The 16,793-nt window shown below is 32.2% G+C and carries 15 protein-coding genes; 4 read left to right on the top strand and 11 right to left on the bottom strand.

All coding sequences use genetic code 11. The features are described from left to right. Positions 1–207 precede the first annotated feature (207 nt). From GQR97_RS00780 to GQR97_RS00790, 3 genes are read left to right on the top strand one after another with little or no spacing between them, the layout of a single operon-like run. Positions 208–1,650, top strand: a complete 1,443-nt coding sequence (locus GQR97_RS00780) for a circularly permuted type 2 ATP-grasp protein (RefSeq protein WP_158844115.1) — start codon at positions 208–210, stop codon at positions 1,648–1,650. A 21-nt stretch (positions 1,651–1,671) separates the two neighbouring features. Further along, a complete protein-coding gene (locus tag GQR97_RS00785; protein WP_158844117.1) occupies positions 1,672–2,592 on the top strand; it encodes an alpha-E domain-containing protein in 921 nt (306 codons plus the stop codon). Positions 2,593–2,611: 19 nt separating this feature from the next. Beyond that, positions 2,612–3,580: a transglutaminase domain-containing protein gene (locus GQR97_RS00790; RefSeq protein ID WP_158844119.1), complete on the top strand. Its 969-nt coding sequence runs from the start codon at positions 2,612–2,614 to the stop codon at positions 3,578–3,580. A 2-nt stretch (positions 3,581–3,582) separates the two neighbouring features. On the opposite strand, the gene GQR97_RS00795 is transcribed toward GQR97_RS00790, so the two are convergent. The 10 genes from GQR97_RS00795 to rsgA all read right to left on the bottom strand — a co-directional run bounded on the left by GQR97_RS00795 (position 3,583) and on the right by rsgA (position 14,799). Continuing rightward, positions 3,583–4,560: a polyprenyl synthetase family protein gene (locus GQR97_RS00795; protein WP_158844121.1), complete on the bottom strand. Its 978-nt coding sequence runs from the start codon at positions 4,558–4,560 to the stop codon at positions 3,583–3,585. Positions 4,561–4,671: 111 nt separating this feature from the next. Then, positions 4,672–5,712 carry a 23S rRNA (adenine(2503)-C(2))-methyltransferase RlmN gene (gene rlmN / locus GQR97_RS00800; protein ID WP_158844122.1) on the bottom strand — a complete coding sequence of 347 codons (1,041 nt, stop codon included), beginning with the start codon at positions 5,710–5,712 and terminating at the stop codon, positions 4,672–4,674. A 336-nt stretch (positions 5,713–6,048) separates the two neighbouring features. Then, positions 6,049–7,098 (bottom strand): tRNA preQ1(34) S-adenosylmethionine ribosyltransferase-isomerase QueA, encoded by a 1,050-nt coding sequence (gene queA / locus GQR97_RS00805; protein ID WP_158844124.1) that lies wholly within the window; start codon positions 7,096–7,098, stop codon positions 6,049–6,051. Positions 7,099–7,209: 111 nt separating this feature from the next. Next, complete coding sequence (locus GQR97_RS00810; protein ID WP_158844126.1) at positions 7,210–8,436, bottom strand: 3-phosphoshikimate 1-carboxyvinyltransferase; 1,227 nt, start codon at positions 8,434–8,436, stop codon at positions 7,210–7,212. Between the two features lie 33 nt (positions 8,437–8,469). After that, positions 8,470–8,796: a nucleotide pyrophosphohydrolase gene (locus tag GQR97_RS00815; RefSeq protein ID WP_158844128.1), complete on the bottom strand. Its 327-nt coding sequence runs from the start codon at positions 8,794–8,796 to the stop codon at positions 8,470–8,472. After that, on the bottom strand, positions 8,796–10,781 hold the full coding sequence (locus GQR97_RS00820; protein WP_158844130.1) for a DUF3857 domain-containing protein: 1,986 nt from the start codon (positions 10,779–10,781) through the stop codon (positions 8,796–8,798). The genes GQR97_RS00815 and GQR97_RS00820 overlap by 1 nt, the downstream gene beginning before the upstream one ends. A gap of 9 nt (positions 10,782–10,790) precedes the next feature. Beyond that, positions 10,791–12,698, bottom strand: a complete 1,908-nt coding sequence (locus GQR97_RS00825; protein WP_158844132.1) for a DUF3857 domain-containing transglutaminase family protein — start codon at positions 12,696–12,698, stop codon at positions 10,791–10,793. 64 nt (positions 12,699–12,762) lie between these two features. Next, on the bottom strand, positions 12,763–13,290 hold the full coding sequence (locus GQR97_RS00830; RefSeq protein ID WP_158844134.1) for a metal-dependent hydrolase: 528 nt from the start codon (positions 13,288–13,290) through the stop codon (positions 12,763–12,765). Further along, positions 13,290–13,742 carry a D-aminoacyl-tRNA deacylase gene (gene dtd / locus GQR97_RS00835; protein ID WP_158844136.1) on the bottom strand — a complete coding sequence of 151 codons (453 nt, stop codon included), beginning with the start codon at positions 13,740–13,742 and terminating at the stop codon, positions 13,290–13,292. The genes GQR97_RS00830 and dtd overlap by 1 nt, the downstream gene beginning before the upstream one ends. A gap of 112 nt (positions 13,743–13,854) precedes the next feature. Continuing rightward, positions 13,855–14,799 (bottom strand): ribosome small subunit-dependent GTPase A, encoded by a 945-nt coding sequence (gene rsgA, locus GQR97_RS00840; RefSeq protein WP_158844138.1) that lies wholly within the window; start codon positions 14,797–14,799, stop codon positions 13,855–13,857. 86 nt (positions 14,800–14,885) lie between these two features. Between rsgA and GQR97_RS00845 the strand changes: the two genes are divergently transcribed. Beyond that, positions 14,886–15,536, top strand: a complete 651-nt coding sequence (locus GQR97_RS00845) for a hypothetical protein (protein WP_158844140.1) — start codon at positions 14,886–14,888, stop codon at positions 15,534–15,536. Positions 15,537–15,626: 90 nt separating this feature from the next. On the opposite strand, the gene GQR97_RS00850 is transcribed toward GQR97_RS00845, so the two are convergent. Beyond that, complete coding sequence (locus GQR97_RS00850) at positions 15,627–16,709, bottom strand: bifunctional 3-deoxy-7-phosphoheptulonate synthase/chorismate mutase type II (RefSeq protein ID WP_158844142.1); 1,083 nt, start codon at positions 16,707–16,709, stop codon at positions 15,627–15,629. Between the last annotated feature and the right edge of the window lie 84 nt (positions 16,710–16,793).

The following is a 16,793-nucleotide window of genomic DNA, read 5'->3' on the forward strand; positions in this document are numbered from 1 at the left end:
TGCTAATAATTCATAAATATTGGCTAACTTATATTTTTTTAAAATTATTTAACTCGTAAATAAATCATCATAAAAAAACAATTACAGTTAAAAAACTATATTTTTTTTAACAAATATTAATAAACCATATGCTTTATTTACTTAAATTCACAAAACATTAATTATTTTTCAACAAATACTTATATTTGAGCATAACACTTGGAGCTTATGAAAGACAATAACCTATTCTCACATTATGAGAAACTTGCTAGTACTTGGGACGAAATGTATAACGACAATGCCGAATTCAGGAAGCAATATGAAGGTTTTATTAAATATTTAGAAAACACATCGCCTGAAAAGCTTACAACGAAAGAGGACCTTGCTAAACAGCTCTTTATGAGTCAAGGTGTTACTTTTACGGTGTATAACGACAATGAAGGTATTGAAAAAATATTTCCGTTCGATATTGTTCCAAGAATTATAACGGCTGACGAATGGCAAAAAATAGAAGCAGGTATTAAACAGCGCCTTAAAGCATTAAATCTCTTTATTAAAGATATTTATAATGAGCAGTTTATTATAAAAGATGGTATAATCCCTGGTGAACTAATTTATTCTTGTCCTAGTTTTTTACGCGAAATGAAAGGTGTAAAAGTACCGCATGATGTTTATGTTCATATTTCTGGTGTTGATTTAATTAGAAATAATGATGGAGAGTTTTACGTTCTTGAAGATAATTTAAGAACACCTTCAGGAGTGAGTTATATGCTAGAAAACAGAGAGATCTCAAAACGTTTGTTTCCTGGTATTTTACCAAAAAACAATGTTAGATCGGTATCTGACTATCCAAACTTATTATATAAAAAACTTAAAGAACTTTCAAAAATAACAAATCCAAACATTGTTCTACTTACTCCGGGAATCTATAATTCCGCGTATTACGAGCATACTACTCTAGCTAGATTAATGGGTATTGAATTGGTTGAAGGTAGCGATTTGGTTGTTAAAAACCATTTTGTTTACATGAAAACAACCAACGGATTAAAACAAGTTGATGTTATCTATAGACGTGTGGACGATGATTATTTAGACCCGCTAGAATTTAATGAAAAAAGTGTTTTAGGTGTTGCTGGAATTATGGCAGCATACAGAAAAGGAAACGTAAATATTGTAAATGCACCAGGAACAGGAATTGCCGATGATAAAGCCGTTTACATTTATGTCCCAGACATGATTAAGTATTATTTAGACGAAGAACCTATTCTAAAAAATATTGAAACCTACCAATTAGGAAGACCAGATGAACTTGCGTATGTTACAAAAAACGTAAAAGAAATGGTTATCAAAAAAACCGATGGTAGTGGCGGTTATGGCATGCTTATGGGCCATGAAGCTTCCGATGACGAAATTAAAGATTACTTAGATAACGTTAGTAAAAAACCAGAAAACTTTATAGCACAACCTATTTTAAGACTATCAACTGCACCGTGTTACATAGACGGCAAATTATCGCCGAGATGTATAGATTTAAGACCTTTTGCTCTTTCTGGACGCGATGGTATAGATATTTGTCCTGGAGGGTTAACACGAGTGGCACTAAAAAAAGGCTCCTTAGTAGTTAACAGCTCACAAGGAGGAGGAAGTAAAGACACTTGGATTTTAGAATAATTTCATAAAAAATAAACATGTATGTTAAGTAGAGTAGCAAATAATCTTATTTGGTTAGATAGGTATATGGAACGCGGAAACGGTATTTTAAGTTTACTAAAAGTAAATTTATCTACCAATCAAGACTCTCCAGAATTATTTTCTTGGACACCAATTATTAAAAATTACACCGCATATGATAACGAATACCATACAGAAGATGCTTTAGAATGTATCGACTTTATGGTCTTTAATACAGACAACTCCAACTCTATTCTTAATCTTGTTACAAAAGCAAGAGAAAATGCACGTAGTGTACAAGAGCACATTTCTAGAGAACTTTGGTTATGTGTTAATAATTACTATCTATTTCTTACAAATAAAGATTTACGAAAAAAACTAGGAGAGGAAGATCTTGCGCAGTTTTTAGAAGATTTACGCAAACATCATCTTATCTATAACGGAACAACCGATGTTACTCAAGAGCGTGGTACGTCTTATTATTTTATGAATATTGGTAAATTCTTAGAACGTGTTAATCTAATAGCCGATTTTACTTCGCTTAAACTTACCGAAATTGGAAATACTTCTGATAATTTAGAAAAAAGTTTTTATTGGAAAAACCTGCTTCTGTCTATTGGAGGTTACCAATTATACTTAAAAACACATAAATCTTCTTTTAACGAAGACCATATTATCGAAATGGTATTTCAAGATAAATTATTTCCAAGATCTGTTTATTACTGTGTTAATAAATTAAGTAGAGCTATTACTCGTTTAATTGAAACCAATGAACTAGAAAAAAGCAACTTAGAATTTCTAATTGGTAAACTTGAAAGTTCTATAAAGTATACTACTATTGAAAATATTAATGACCAAGGATTAAATAATTTCATACAAAGCATTAAAGAGGATATAAGTAATATCTCTAGTAATATCAATGCTGTTTACAACTCTAAATAACTGATTAACAATCGCAATCATGGCTACATTTTTCATCAAACATATAACAAAATATAATTATAGCGCTCCCGTAATTGATGGCGCAACTTTAACGAGGTTACACCCAATAAACGATAATTTTCAAAAAGTACTTTCACACCTAATTTCAATAACAAACAATCCTTTTATTGAAACGTTTACAGACTTTTATAATAATCGTGTGGGTACCTTCATGCTCATTGAACCACATGATGAATTAAGTGTTATATCTGAAATCGAAGTTGTTACATCTCCCAAATTAATCCCAGATGATAGCGTTGATAAAACAGCACAATGGGAAGAATTAAAAAGAATAAAAAACACAATAGAGTTTATTGATTTTACAAAGTATAAACCCTTCAGCGGAAGCAAAGAAGTTTCAGATGTTATTTTAGATCTCATGTTGAAAACTAAATCGCCTTTTCAAGCTGTTCTTGCACTTTGTGAATACGTACATACTAATTTCGATTATAAGCCTGGTGTTACAAATGTAAAAACACCGCTAGACGAAGCTTGGAAATTAAAAGAAGGCGTTTGTCAAGATTTCACCAATGTAATGCTACAAATGGTTAAAATGCTTGGTATTCCAGCCCGTTACGTAAGTGGTTATATTTGTCCTAATGAAGAAATGACAAGAGGTGAAGGAGCCACACACGCTTGGATAGAAGCATATATTCCATTTTATGGTTGGTTAGGAATAGACCCGACAAACCATGCCATTGCTAACGAAAACCATGTACGCTTAGCTATTGGAAGAAATTATAGCGATTGCGCACCTGTTAAAGGTGTTTTTAAAGGCAATGTAGAATCTGAAATGAGCGTTAAGGTTACTGTTAAAACTGATAAAAACGAAGATAAACCAAGTGCACCTGCTATAAATACAAAAGAACCTGCTAACAGTTATAAACGAAGTTTAGTAGTTAAAAAGGAACAAAATCAAAACCAGCAACAGCAGCAACAGCAGCAATAGACTTATTTCTTTCTATCGATAACATAATTAACCATTAATTCTAATGATTTTTTATATTCCGAATCTGGATACTTTTGAAGTAATTCTAAAGCTTCCATTTGAAATTCTGTCATTTTAGAAACCGCATAATCTAAACCACCATTATTTTTAACAAAAGCGATAACTTCCTTAACACGTTTGGTGTCTTTATTATGATTTTTAATAGAATTGATAAGCCATTTCTTATCCTTTTTAGAGGCACCATTTAACACGTTAATTAAAGGCAAAGTCATTTTTTGCTCCTTAATATCAATACCTGTTGGTTTCCCTATTTGTGTATCTCCATAATCGAACAAATCATCTTTTATCTGGAAAGCCATACCAATAAGCTCACCAAATTTACGCATGGTTTCTACATGTTCAGATTCTGGTTTTACCGATGCTGCACCTAAACTGCAACAAGCGGCAATTAATGTTGCCGTTTTCTGGCGAATAATTTCGTAATATATATCTTCTGTAATGTCTAGTTTTCGTGCTTTTTCTATTTGAAGAAGTTCACCCTCGCTCATTTCGCGAACGGCAATCGAAATAATTTTAAGTAAATCGAAATCGTTATTATCTATAGACAATAACAAACCCTTTGATAATAAAAAATCACCAATTAAAACAGCTATTTTATTTTTCCAAAGTGCATTTACAGAAAAGAAACCACGACGACGATTACTATCGTCTACCACATCATCATGCACTAAGGTTGCCGTATGGATAAGTTCTATAACAGATGCTCCACGATAGGTACGCTCGCAAACTTCACCATTTGAGACCATTTTGGAAACCAAAAAAACGAACATAGGGCGCATTTGCTTTCCCTTTCGGTTAACGATATAATGTGTGATACGATTAAGCAAAGCCACTTTGCTAGACATGGAAAGCAGGAACTTTTGTTCAAAAAGATCCATTTCGTAAGCTATAGGTTGCTTTATTTGTTCTACTATTTTCAAGCTCAGATATTAAAGAAAATCAAATATAAGATTTACAAGTTTATATACTAAATGATTTATGATTTTATATGAATTGCCGAGTACTTTCAGCTTTAAATTAGTTATAAAAGATTAACTTTTATTAGCTAGTTGTCCACAAGCTGCATCAATATCTTTTCCACGACTACGGCGCACATTTACAACAATTCTGTTTTTTTCGAGCGTACTAATGTAGTTCTCTAAAGCTTCATTTGTTGCTTGTTGAAATTCGCCATCGTCAATTGGATTGTATTCTATAATATTCACCTTACATGGTACATATTTACAAAACTGAACAAAGGCATCAATATCTTTTTGGCTATCGTTTATACCCTTCCAAACCACGTATTCGTAACTGATTTTACGATTTGTCTTTAAGTACCAGTATTCCAAAGATTCTTTTAAATCTTTTAAAGGAAAAGTTTCATTGAATGGCATTATTTTAGTTCTTACCTCATCTATAGCGGAGTGTAATGATACTGCCAAGTTGAATTTCACTTCATCATCGGCCATTTTTCGAATCATTTTTGGTACTCCAGATGTGGAAACTGTAATTCGTTTTGGAGACATGCCTAAACCATCGGTAGATGTAATTTTATCAATAGCTTTAATAACATTATTATAGTTCATAAGCGGTTCGCCCATGCCCATAAATACAATGTTACTTAATGGACGGTTGTGATACAAACGGCTTTCTTTATCTATCGCAACAACTTGATCGAAAATCTCGTCGGGATTTAAGTTCCGCATACGTTTTAAACGTGAAGTTGCGCAAAACAAGCAATCTAAACTACAACCAACTTGGCTAGAAACACAGGCTGTGGTTCTCGTTTTTGTTGGTATTAAAACAGACTCTACTATTAATCCGTCGTGTAAACGTACTGCATTTTTTACCGTGCCATCGTTACTACGTTGCATGGTATCTACTTCTATATGATTAATTACAAAATTGTCCTCAAGCATTTGGCGAGTTTCCTTAGATACGTTTGTCATATCCTCGAAAGTATGTGCCGATTTTTGCCAAAGCCATTCGTAAACTTGGTTACCGCGAAAGGCTTTATCGCCATTTTCTACAAAGAAATCCCGAAGTTGTTCTTTGGTTAAGGCGCGTATATCTTTTTTATTATCTTTCATTTGGTTGCAAAAATAGTGAAAGCTTTTTCTTTTATAGCACTTGTTTTTATAAAGTCGTACTAATTTTAGGGTATACACTAAATTTAGCACATGGTTGCATTAGGGATTGTAGCGGCATCCTTTTTTGTGCTAACCTAATTATTTTAGGAAGATATCAACTTCGATTTAGAGCTAAATTTAAAAGTATTAAAACAAATTCCACACAAAAAAGATATAGCAAAAAGCCCGACCTGAAAGGGAATGCCCAAATTTTAAAACTACGAAATAGCCTTAAAAATTGATAAAAAAAAGCCTCATCGTTTATATGGATGAGGCTTAAGTTTTATTTTGATGGGATTAGATGATTAACATCGCATCGCCATAACTGTAGAATTTATATTTTTCTTTTACAGCTTCTTCGTATGCTTTTTTAGCAAAATCGTGTCCTGCAAATGCCGAAATCATCATTAAAAGTGTTGATTTTGGTGTATGAAAGTTAGTAATCATACAGTTTGCAATACTGAATTCGTATGGAGGGAAAATAAATTTATTTGTCCATCCCTCTACTTCGTTTAGTTTCCCGCTTGAAGATACCGCACTTTCTATGGCACGCATAGCTGTTGTTCCAACGGCACAAATACGACGTTTTTCGGCAAGTGCTGTGTTTACAATTTCTACGGCTTCTGCGTTGATTTTCAACTCTTCACTATCCATTTTATGTTTAGATAAATCTTCTACTTCTACTGGGTTAAATGTCCCTAAACCTACGTGTAACGTAACCTCAGCAAATTTAACGCCTTTAATTTCTAAACGCTTTAATAAGTGTCTAGAAAAGTGAAGTCCTGCTGTTGGAGCTGCTACGGCTCCTTCAGTTTTTGCATAGATAGTTTGGTAACGATCTTGATCTTCTGGTTCTACATCACGTTTAATGTATTTTGGAAGTGGTGTTTCTCCTAGTTCGTTTAATTTCTTACGAAATTCAGTATAAGATCCATCATATAAAAAACGTAATGTACGCCCTCTTGATGTTGTATTATCTATAACTTCGGCTACTAACGTTTCGTCGTCACCAAAATATAATTTATTTCCTATTCTTATTTTACGTGCTGGATCTACTAAAACATCCCAAAGGCGTTGCTCTTCATTTAATTCTCTTAATAAGAAAACTTCGATTCTTGCTCCTGTTTTTTCCTTATTCCCGTATAAACGGGCAGGAAAAACTTTAGTATCATTTAAAATTAAAACATCGTCTTCCTTAAAATAGTCGATAATGTCTTTAAACATTTTGTGTTCTATGGTCTGCTCTTTTCTGTTAAGCACCATTAAACGTGATTCATCTCTGTTTTCAGCTGGATATTCTGCTAATAATTCTTCTGGTAAGTTGAAACCAAAATGTGATAATTTCATTCAAAAAGGTTTTAAATTAATGTGTTATTATTTCTGAGCTTCCTCAAAAAAAATCTAACAACTGCAAATATACAATCTCAGGATAGGGGTTGTCAAGTAAATGCGTGTTTATTATTCGGTTATTTTAAACCCAATGGCTCTTAAATCTTCCCAAAACGTTGGATACGATTTTGATACCACAGCGGCATGTTCTATAATTATTGGTGTTTTTAGTGCTAAAGGTGCAAATGCCATAGCCATACGGTGATCGTTATAGGTTGCAATTGGCACTAACTCTTTTATTTTAGTAGATGGTGCAAGGTGTAACGATTTATCGGTAATTTTTACTTCACCGCCTAATTTTTCAATTTCGGTTTTTAAAGCTACTAATCTATCTGTTTCTTTAATTTTTAAGGTGTGTAATCCTATTAAATCGCAAGGCATACCTAAAGCAAAGCATGTTACTGCAATGGTTTGAGCTATATCTGGTGCGTTTTTTAAATCTAAACTTAATATTGATTCGCTAGGCTTTTCTTTTTTTAATGTGATAGAATTGCCGTTGAACGTGCTGCTTACTCCAAAATGCTTATAAATTTCGACCAATACAGAATCGCCTTGTAAAGAGTTCTCTTTGTATGATGATAATGTAATTTCTGTTCCGATTTCGGCAATGGCCGCAATACTGAAATAGTATGATGCTGAAGACCAATCGGACTCTACAACCAATGTTTTTGGCGTTAATTGTTTTGTGTTTGGTTTCACAGTAATAACATTACCACTAAATAATGACTCTACTCCTATTTCGTCTAATAAACTCAACGTCATTTTTATATATGGAACCGATGTAATTTCACCTTCTAAGGTTAATTCTAACCCGTTTTCTAACTTTGAAGCAATCAATAATAAGGCAGAAATATACTGGCTACTTACATTTGCTTTTAGAGATACTTTATGATTTGATAGTTTTTTTCCTGTAATTTTTATTGGAGGAAAACCATCGTTATCTACATAACTTATTTCAGCTCCAAGATCTTTAAGTGCTTCAACTAATATTTTAATTGGTCGCTCGGTCATCCGTTTAGAACCTGTAAGTGTTACCGTTCTTCCTTCTTGAATTGAAAAATATGCAGTTAAAAACCGCATAGCCGTTCCTGCGTGATGAATATCTACAACACTAGATTTCGAGCTTAATGCATTCGTCATTAAATTACTATCGTCCGAATTTGAAACATTTTCAACTTTAAATTCCGGATAAAGCGCTTGTAATAATAACAAACGGTTAGATTCACTTTTTGAACCTGTAATTGTAACTGCCGATTTTTGGTTTTCTAGTTTGGATTTATGAAGGGTAATATTCATTATAAAATTCTATACGGATTAAAGCCTGCTAATTTACTTTAATTTTTCGTTATTATGGTGCCTATCATGGTCACGTTTTCCTTTCTTGTACATTCTTTCATCGAATGCTTTTTGTAAATCGACTCCGGTTTGGTTTGCTAAACAAAGTACCACGAATAAAACATCGGCTAATTCTTCGCCTAAATCTTTGTTTTTATCACTTTCTTTTTCGCTTTGCTCTCCGTATCTACGGGCAATTATTCTAGCGACCTCTCCTACTTCTTCTGTAAGTTGAGCCATATTGGTAAGCTCGTTAAAATAGCGAACGCCGTGTTCTTTTATCCAATGGTCAACTTCTTTTTGTGCGTTTTGTATATTCATTATATTCTACTTAAAACTATTTGTTCGTTTTCTTTTTCTATCATTTGTGCAAAATAAGCTTTTAAAGCTTCGTAATATTGGGGAGTAACAATTGCCGAATTAATCTCATATGAAACAGAAAGTTGTATTGTATTTCCCTTACCATTAATTTGATAAACAAATTTACCCAAATGATCTGGTAATGCTAAAACAATAGGTTCTGGCAGACTTTCTATTTTATATCCTTCGGGAATTTTGACTACCAACTTACTATCTGTTTGAAATGGGTAACCAAAATCTACTGGAAACTCTCTTTCACTTAACTTAAAAGGGTTATCAGTTGTTCTTAGAAAAAATAATGGCGAAAAATACATTTTATCACCAATAATATCTGCTTGGCTTTCTTTTACAAATTTATAAGATTCTATAATAGGCTTACCTAAATCTAATCCGTTTTTAACGTCGTAATCTGAAATTTCGAGTCCATCGTACTTATTTTCTAATTTCTCAATAAAATCATCACGATCAACATCAATAAATTTTTCTCTAAACAATAGTGCTTTATGGCTCTTTTTCACACTTCTATACCCGCCAGACAAATCACCATTTTCAGTTAAACTACCCATGAAAAATATTGTATTTTCAGATATTTGTTTAGGGTATAAATCTATTAAAGTAGAACCGCCAGCTTCTGCAATAACACGACCTTGCCAATTTAAAGTTCTAAAAGGCAAAACATTAGGTATACTAAACCTACTTGTAGCATCTAAAAGCAGATCGCCTTCGTTTAATTTCACCATACTTACCACATAATTATAACCTTCTATTGTTGGGAATAATGGCACACCATGCTGCCTTGTACTAACCAAAACGGGATAAGCTCTAAGTCCTGCATGTTGCAACATAGCAGTAAGCATTAAATTAATTTCTGCTACATTGCCCGTTTGTTCTTTATATGCTTTTTTAACACCATCATCGGTACCATAGCCATAATATCCATTCCATTTCACTCTGCTCTTTACATAATTAAAGATTAATGCCGTGCGTTGCAACGGATTGGAAACTGTTGCTATAAGTGCATCAACATCATCTTCAAAATAACCTTTTTTATTTAGTTCTGCGCCAAAGTTAGAGTTATCATAAATAGTTTTTACTACATCCGTCCATGTTGTACTGTATGATTTTAATGGAGAATCTGGATACTTAGTATAAGACAACTCGAATTTTACAGATGATTTATAATTATTAATATTATTGACATAAGGTTCATCTTTTAGTGCTGGAACATCTTTCAAATCAAACTCTGTAATATTCTTTTTGAAAGCTAAATCCTCAGAATAAGACCTTCCTATGCTCGTTCTACTTGTGAGTTTTATTTTATCTGTTTGACTACTCCTCTTTGGTGTAATCATTAAATAACCTCTCGTACTTTCTTTAAAGTTAAAATATTCGGGAGCCTCAAATCGCGCTTCTATTTTTTTTACTGGAATACTATGCTGAAAAACAAACTCATCTACATTGTATATAAATGGTGAATTAATTCTATACTTATACTCTATAACAGAACCTGCTTTTATATTTGGCATAGTAAATTTATACTCATTGGTATATTTAGATAATTCTGTTTTAAAAATCCCATCTTTTGAAAGTTTGGTTTCTTCAATTTTACCATCAATCAAATTATATGTATACGCTTTTAAATTTCGAAGTTCCTCATCGGAACCTCCACTTGTACTCAATCGATTAGACTTTGTTGCATAATCAAACCCTTCTTGATTGTAAATCTTAATGCGCTCATGGATTTCTGTTATTAAACGAAAGCCACTTGGCTCAACATATTCATAATAAGATTTTCGATATTTATATAAATACGTTGCACTTGCTGAAGAATCTAAAGGATTAAACTTTTCTTGCAATTCTTCTTTAGATACTTTTCCAAAATGGTAATCTTGGGCAAATACGGTTAATGAAAAACAAAAGGTTACTAATAGTGAGGTTAGTTTCATAGTATCATTTTACTTTTTAATTAATGCTACTTTAGCATTATCGAGTTTTGATATTTCTTTATAAAAGGTTCTAAACGCAGCGTAATCTTCTTTAGGGAATTCGCCATCGTTTATAATAAATGTTCGTTTATATTTTATTTTAGAATTATCAATAGCCGAAATTTCAGTAATATAGCTACCGAAATCTGTTTCGAGCACCTGCCCTTTTGGTAATGATTCTATATTATAGTCCGTTGGTAAACTAATTTCTACCTCATCTACATCTTTAAAACCTCTATTTATTTTTAATGGAAGTTTTCTACTTCTATATCTGTCTGGAATATGCTGGTTTCTATTTAACACATTCAAATTAACCAGCATACGGTTCCCCACTTTTTTAGTATAATTATTCGCCTGAAAATCTATGTTTTCAACTAATTCTACGGTCTGTTTATCATTTTCAATATCTATGCTATTTATAGACATATTATTTATGTATTTCCAACGTTTTTTGTAATACACATCTAAATCACGTTCTGGTTCGGTTTCTAACCAATATTTATCGTTGTATTGAATACCTTTTGAGTTTACACTTACTTTAGCGTCGAGAGATCCATCGTTTAATATAGTACACAAACCATTTATAGTTTGTAAACTTTCATCCGGATTATATTTTTTGGTATGCTCTATTTTCCCTCCTTCTGATGAAATTACCAAAACATCTCTATCATCTGTAAAATCGCCAATAAAACCGAAAGGTAATTTCTGGCTCGTACATTCTAACCAAATATTTTCATTTTTATTTGGTATGTTTAGAATAACGTGATTACCCTGCATACCAGCAAAATCTTTCTCTAAGCTACGTTGTGAATCGCCTGCAAAAACTACGGAATAATTAGATTCTATACCTACCGCTTTAAGTAATGCTAACGTATAATTGGTAAGTGCTTTACAATCTCCATAACCTAATCTATCTACTTCCGAAGCATTAAAAGGTTTCCACCCACCTATACCTACTTGCACACTTATGTAGCGTACTTTATTTTGAACGTATTCGTATATCTTTTTTGCTTTTGCTACATCATCTGGCTCATTTTTAACTAATGCCTGAACCATCATTATTGTTCCTGCCGATAAATCGTGTGTGTTCTTAATTAAATCATGATACATCCAAGTTCCAAATTCATTCCAGTTTTCAACCACAGAACTCACACCTTCTAAAGTAAACTGTTTTGAAGCAAACATTACTTTTGGGATAACATCCGAAAAATTAGGACTATACTCTTCTGGCTTAATTGCCAAAATATCTTTTATTTCGTAATATATTTTAGTCGAAGAAACATCTTTATTAACCTTAAAACCTTCAATATTTTTCTCTTTTTTTCTAATTGAAAGTTCTTCAGGAAAACTTAACGTATAACTACTATTTTCTATACTTAAAAAATATTCATTCACAGGTGAAAACGAATTTATAAAAGCCGTGTTATTAGTTTCGTATTCCGAATTAAATTCAATGGTATACGGATATTTAATCGCTGTATATTCTAGATATTTTACACGAGAATCGGAATACAGTGTTCCTCCAGATACGGCGCTTACATCTCTAAAATCTTTTTCTTTTATTTTCTTAATCACTTTTCCGAAGTTATTATAAACCAGAACTTCTAATGTTTTAATGTTTACATTTTTATCGTAATACAAATAAGCATTAATAGCATCGTTCCCTTCTTTATTAAGTACGGTTACTATACGTTTTTCGGTAACCAACATGTTTCGAGAAGATTCTAAAACGATATCGGTATTATTTAACCTAACAACAGCATTTGCATGCTGTTTTAAGTTATCAGCTATACTAAAACTGGTGTATAAATTTTCTTGGGAAAAACTAAAAAGAGTTATAAATAAAAATAGTGTATTTAAAATACGTTTTAAAATCATGAAATGAGGTTAAGTTTATTTTATAGATAGGGAGTTTAGCTTTTTTTAAACAAAGTAAAACGGGCTAATCCTTATTTTTACTAAATTTAAAAACCAAAAACCTGATAGCTAATATAATAAAACACGGCATAAATATGTACTTAAATTCGCTAAAAATAACCTGAACACCGCGTTCTGATATAAATTTACCAATACCAATCGGTGAAACACGAATATCTTGAAATGGAAAGAAAAACCGGTCGTTATTAAAAGGAATAAAAAAGCCAACACCTTTTCCTCCAGAAGTCATTGCATCTAAAAGCCCATGAGACATTGTTGAAACGAAAATCACTAAAAACCAAATAACTTTATTACTTCGTCCTAAAGTAAACATTAAAAGTATTGCCCATAATAAAGCAAACACAATAGAATGTGTAAAGCCACGATGCCCTAAAGGAGAACTGTAAGCAACTCCAAAATTAAAACCAATAACATCAAAATCGGGTAAAATAGTTGAAAAAATTGCGGCAAGTAATAACCATTTTAAGTTTTGCTTATTAGCTACTTTCACTAAAGTATAACCAACTATACCGTGACCAAAAATAGATGCCATTATGCTTTATTTTTTGTATCTATAATTATAGTTACTGGGCCATCGTTAAGTAATTCGACTTTCATGTCTGCACCAAATTGTCCTTTTTGTATTGGTTTCCCCAAATCGGATTCTATTTGTTTTATAAAATCGTCATATAAAGGAATAGCAACATCGGGTTTTGCTGCTTTTATATAACTCGGTCGATTGCCTTTTTTAGTTGAAGCTTGAAGCGTAAATTGACTTACTATGATAACATCGCCATTTGTATCTTTCAGAGATTGATTCATCACACCATCTTCATCTGAAAAAATTCGAAGATTTACAATTTTGTTTGATAACCAACTAATATCAGTCTGTTCGTCTTCATTCACAATTCCTAAAAGGATTAAAAGTCCGTTTTGTATGTTGGCTACTTTTTCGCCCTTTATAGTAACGCTTGCTTTTGTAACGCGCTGAATAACTGCTTTCATTTTTTAATTGAATATTGCAAACCTTGTCGGTCTTAAAAAACCTTCTAACAAGTGTTTTTTAAATCTAAATTTATCCCTTACGGGGAAATGTCTCAACAATGAATAAAGAAGACTAATCCCAAATATCTGTTCGATAATGCTCATCTTCACCCTCAACAAGCTGTATATAACTTCTATAACGAGAATATTCAATATCACCTTTATCTAAAGCTTCTTTTACAGCGCACTTAGGTTCTTTAATGTGTAAGCAATTGTTAAACTTACAATCTTGTTTTAATGCGAAAAACTCAGGAAAATAATCTCCTATTTCTTCTTTTTCCATATCCACAACACCAAAACCTTTAATTCCTGGTGTATCTATAATTTGAGCACCAAAACTTAAATCGAACATTTCGGCAAAAGTTGTAGTATGTTGCCCTTGCATGTGTTGGGTTGAAATTGCTTTAGTCTTTATATTTAATGTTGGCTCAATGGCATTTACTAACGTTGATTTTCCAACGCCGGAATGACCAGAAAACAAACTTACTTTACCAGCCATCAAGGCTTTTACTTTATCTACATTTTTACCAGTAACGGCAGAAACTCCAATACACTCATAACCTATTTTACGATAAATATGAGCTAAATATTTTACTTCATCTAATGTATCTTGATCGAAAGTATCCGTTTTGTTGAATAATAAAACTGTTTTAATTGAATAAGCGTTTGCCGTAACTAAAAAGCGATCGATAAAACTGGTTAATGTTGGTGGATTATTAATGGTAATCATTAAAAAAACCTGATCGATATTTGCCGCAAGTATGTGAGTTTGTTTTGAAAGATTAACTGATTTACGGACAATATAATTGAATCGATCATGAATATTATGAATTATTCCCGACTCCTGATTGTTATCGGTTTCCAATTCAAAATCTACTATATCGCCCACAGCAATTGGGTTGGTACTTTTAATACCTTTAATTCTAAATTTCCCTTTTATTCGGCATTCGTAAGTATCACCCAATTCGGTTTTTACGGTATACCAACTTCCTGTAGATTTATAAACGCGTCCTGTCATATTCTCCAAAAATAATCTAAAAAAATTATTTAATGATTAAGACTAAACATATATTAGTAACTTAATTTTAAACAACCCAAAAAACAATGAAAAAACTATTATTTTCAATCTTATTCTTAACCATTACTATTGGTGCAACTTCTCAAACAAATCTTTATGAAAACCCTGAGTTTGATGAAATTGCTAAATCTCACAAAATTATTGCCGTTGTTCCTTTCAAAACACAAGTAAAACTGAGACCTAAACAAATGAAAGACATGAGCAACGAGCAGTTGCATAAGCTAGAAAAAGCAGAAGGCGAAGGCATACAAACAGCCATGTATTCTTGGTTTTTAAAAAGAAAGAAACGAGGTAAATTACTTTCTTTAGAAGTGCAAGATCCAAAAGTAACAACTGCTTTATTAAAAAGAAATGAAATAGACTACGATAATGTTTTAGACTACACTCCAAAAGAATTAGCTGATATATTAGAAGTAGATGCCGTAATATCTGGCGATTTTGAAACTAACAAACCGATGTCTGAAGGTGCAAGCGTAGCTTTAGGTGTGCTTTTTGGAGCTTGGGGAAGCACAAACAATGCAATAATAAACATGTCTGTACATAATGCCTTAGATGGTGTTTTACTTTGGAATTACAACAAAAAAGTAAGAGGAAGCATAGGTAGCTCTCCAGAAGATTTAATTAACATTTTAATGAGAAAAGCGTCTAGACGTTTAGCTTATACTAAAAACGATTAATCTTTTTATAGTCCTACTATATATTAGATTTGAATCCATAAAAAAAGCCTCGCTATGCGAGGCTTTTTTATATATCTAAATTAATAGTTACTATCCGTTAATCACTTTTTCTTGGTGATTAATAGATTCTTGGTGTACTGCTTTAAACATTTTTAAGATAAATTCTTCACTTAAACCATATTGCTCACCTTCTAAAACCATTTTACCTAAAATTTCGTTCCAACGTTTAGATTGCAAAACTGCAACGTTTTTCTGTTTTTTAAGCGCTCCGATACCATCAGAAGTTTTCATACGTTTTCCTAATAATTCAAGAATTTGATTGTCAACAATATCAATCTGTGCTCTTAAATTATCTAAAGAACTGTTGTATTCTTCTTCAGTATTAGATTCTTTTCTAATTTTCAAATCTCTCATAATTTGAACTAAAGTAGATGGCGTTACTTGTTGTGCAGCATCACTCCATGCATTGTCTGGATCGTAATGCGTTTCAATCATTAATCCATCAAAGTTTAAATCTAAAGCCGTTTGACAAACATCAAAAACCATATCTCTTTTTCCTGTAATATGAGAAGGATCGTTAATTAATGGAATATCTGGATATTTGTTTTGAAATTCAATAGCTAATTGCCATTCTGGAGTATTTCTATATTTTGTTTTTTCGTAAGTAGAAAATCCTCTATGGATTGCTCCAATATTTTTAACACCAGATTTATAAATTCTTTCGATACCACCTAACCATAAAGCTAAATCTGGATTTACTGGGTTTTTAATTAATACAGGCTTATCTGTTCCTTGTAAAGCATCTGCAATTTCTTGCATGATAAAAGGACTTACTGTAGAACGTGCACCAATCCATAATAAATCGATATCATGCTCTAAAGCTAATTTTACGTGAGCTGCATTAGCAACTTCCGTACAAACTTTCATACCAGTTTCAGCTTTTACTTTTTGTAACCATTTTAAACCTAAAGCTCCAACACCTTCAAACATTCCTGGGCGTGTTCTTGGTTTCCAAATACCAGCTCTAAAATAGCTTACATCGGTATCTTTTAGCTCATGCGCTATTTTTAATACTTGTTCTTCTGTTTCAGCACTGCAAGGTCCCGCAATTACTAATGGATGATCTAACTTTAAATCATCTAACCAAGTTCTCATTTCTTTCGTGTTTTCCATAATCTTAATCAAATTTCAAAATGAAATTCCAATTTCCAAACTTTGTTTTAATGTTTCGTATTGTGTTGAAATTGGAGATTTATT

Origin of the sequence: Algibacter sp. L1A34 (assembly GCF_009796805.1) — a bacterium.
GTDB lineage: Bacteria > Bacteroidota > Bacteroidia > Flavobacteriales > Flavobacteriaceae > Algibacter.

Excerpts from the sequence above, each read along its gene's own strand:
- GQR97_RS00780 (WP_158844115.1), top strand. The coding sequence starts at position 208 with ATGAAAGACAATAACCTATTCTCACATTATGAGAAACTTGCTAGTACT.
- GQR97_RS00785 (WP_158844117.1), top strand. The coding sequence starts at position 1,672 with ATGTTAAGTAGAGTAGCAAATAATCTTATTTGGTTAGATAGGTATATG.
- GQR97_RS00790 (WP_158844119.1), top strand. The coding sequence starts at position 2,612 with ATGGCTACATTTTTCATCAAACATATAACAAAATATAATTATAGCGCT.
- rlmN (WP_158844122.1), bottom strand. The coding sequence starts at position 5,712 with ATGAAAGATAATAAAAAAGATATACGCGCCTTAACCAAAGAACAACTT.
- queA (WP_158844124.1), bottom strand. The coding sequence starts at position 7,098 with ATGAAATTATCACATTTTGGTTTCAACTTACCAGAAGAATTATTAGCA.
- GQR97_RS00810 (WP_158844126.1), bottom strand. The coding sequence starts at position 8,436 with ATGAATATTACCCTTCATAAATCCAAACTAGAAAACCAAAAATCGGCA.
- GQR97_RS00815 (WP_158844128.1), bottom strand. The coding sequence starts at position 8,796 with ATGAATATACAAAACGCACAAAAAGAAGTTGACCATTGGATAAAAGAA.
- GQR97_RS00820 (WP_158844130.1), bottom strand. The coding sequence starts at position 10,781 with ATGAAACTAACCTCACTATTAGTAACCTTTTGTTTTTCATTAACCGTA.
- GQR97_RS00825 (WP_158844132.1), bottom strand. The coding sequence starts at position 12,698 with ATGATTTTAAAACGTATTTTAAATACACTATTTTTATTTATAACTCTT.
- GQR97_RS00830 (WP_158844134.1), bottom strand. The coding sequence starts at position 13,290 with ATGGCATCTATTTTTGGTCACGGTATAGTTGGTTATACTTTAGTGAAA.
- dtd (WP_158844136.1), bottom strand. The coding sequence starts at position 13,742 with ATGAAAGCAGTTATTCAGCGCGTTACAAAAGCAAGCGTTACTATAAAG.
- rsgA (WP_158844138.1), bottom strand. The coding sequence starts at position 14,799 with ATGACAGGACGCGTTTATAAATCTACAGGAAGTTGGTATACCGTAAAA.
- GQR97_RS00845 (WP_158844140.1), top strand. The coding sequence starts at position 14,886 with ATGAAAAAACTATTATTTTCAATCTTATTCTTAACCATTACTATTGGT.
- GQR97_RS00850 (WP_158844142.1), bottom strand. The coding sequence starts at position 16,709 with ATGGAAAACACGAAAGAAATGAGAACTTGGTTAGATGATTTAAAGTTA.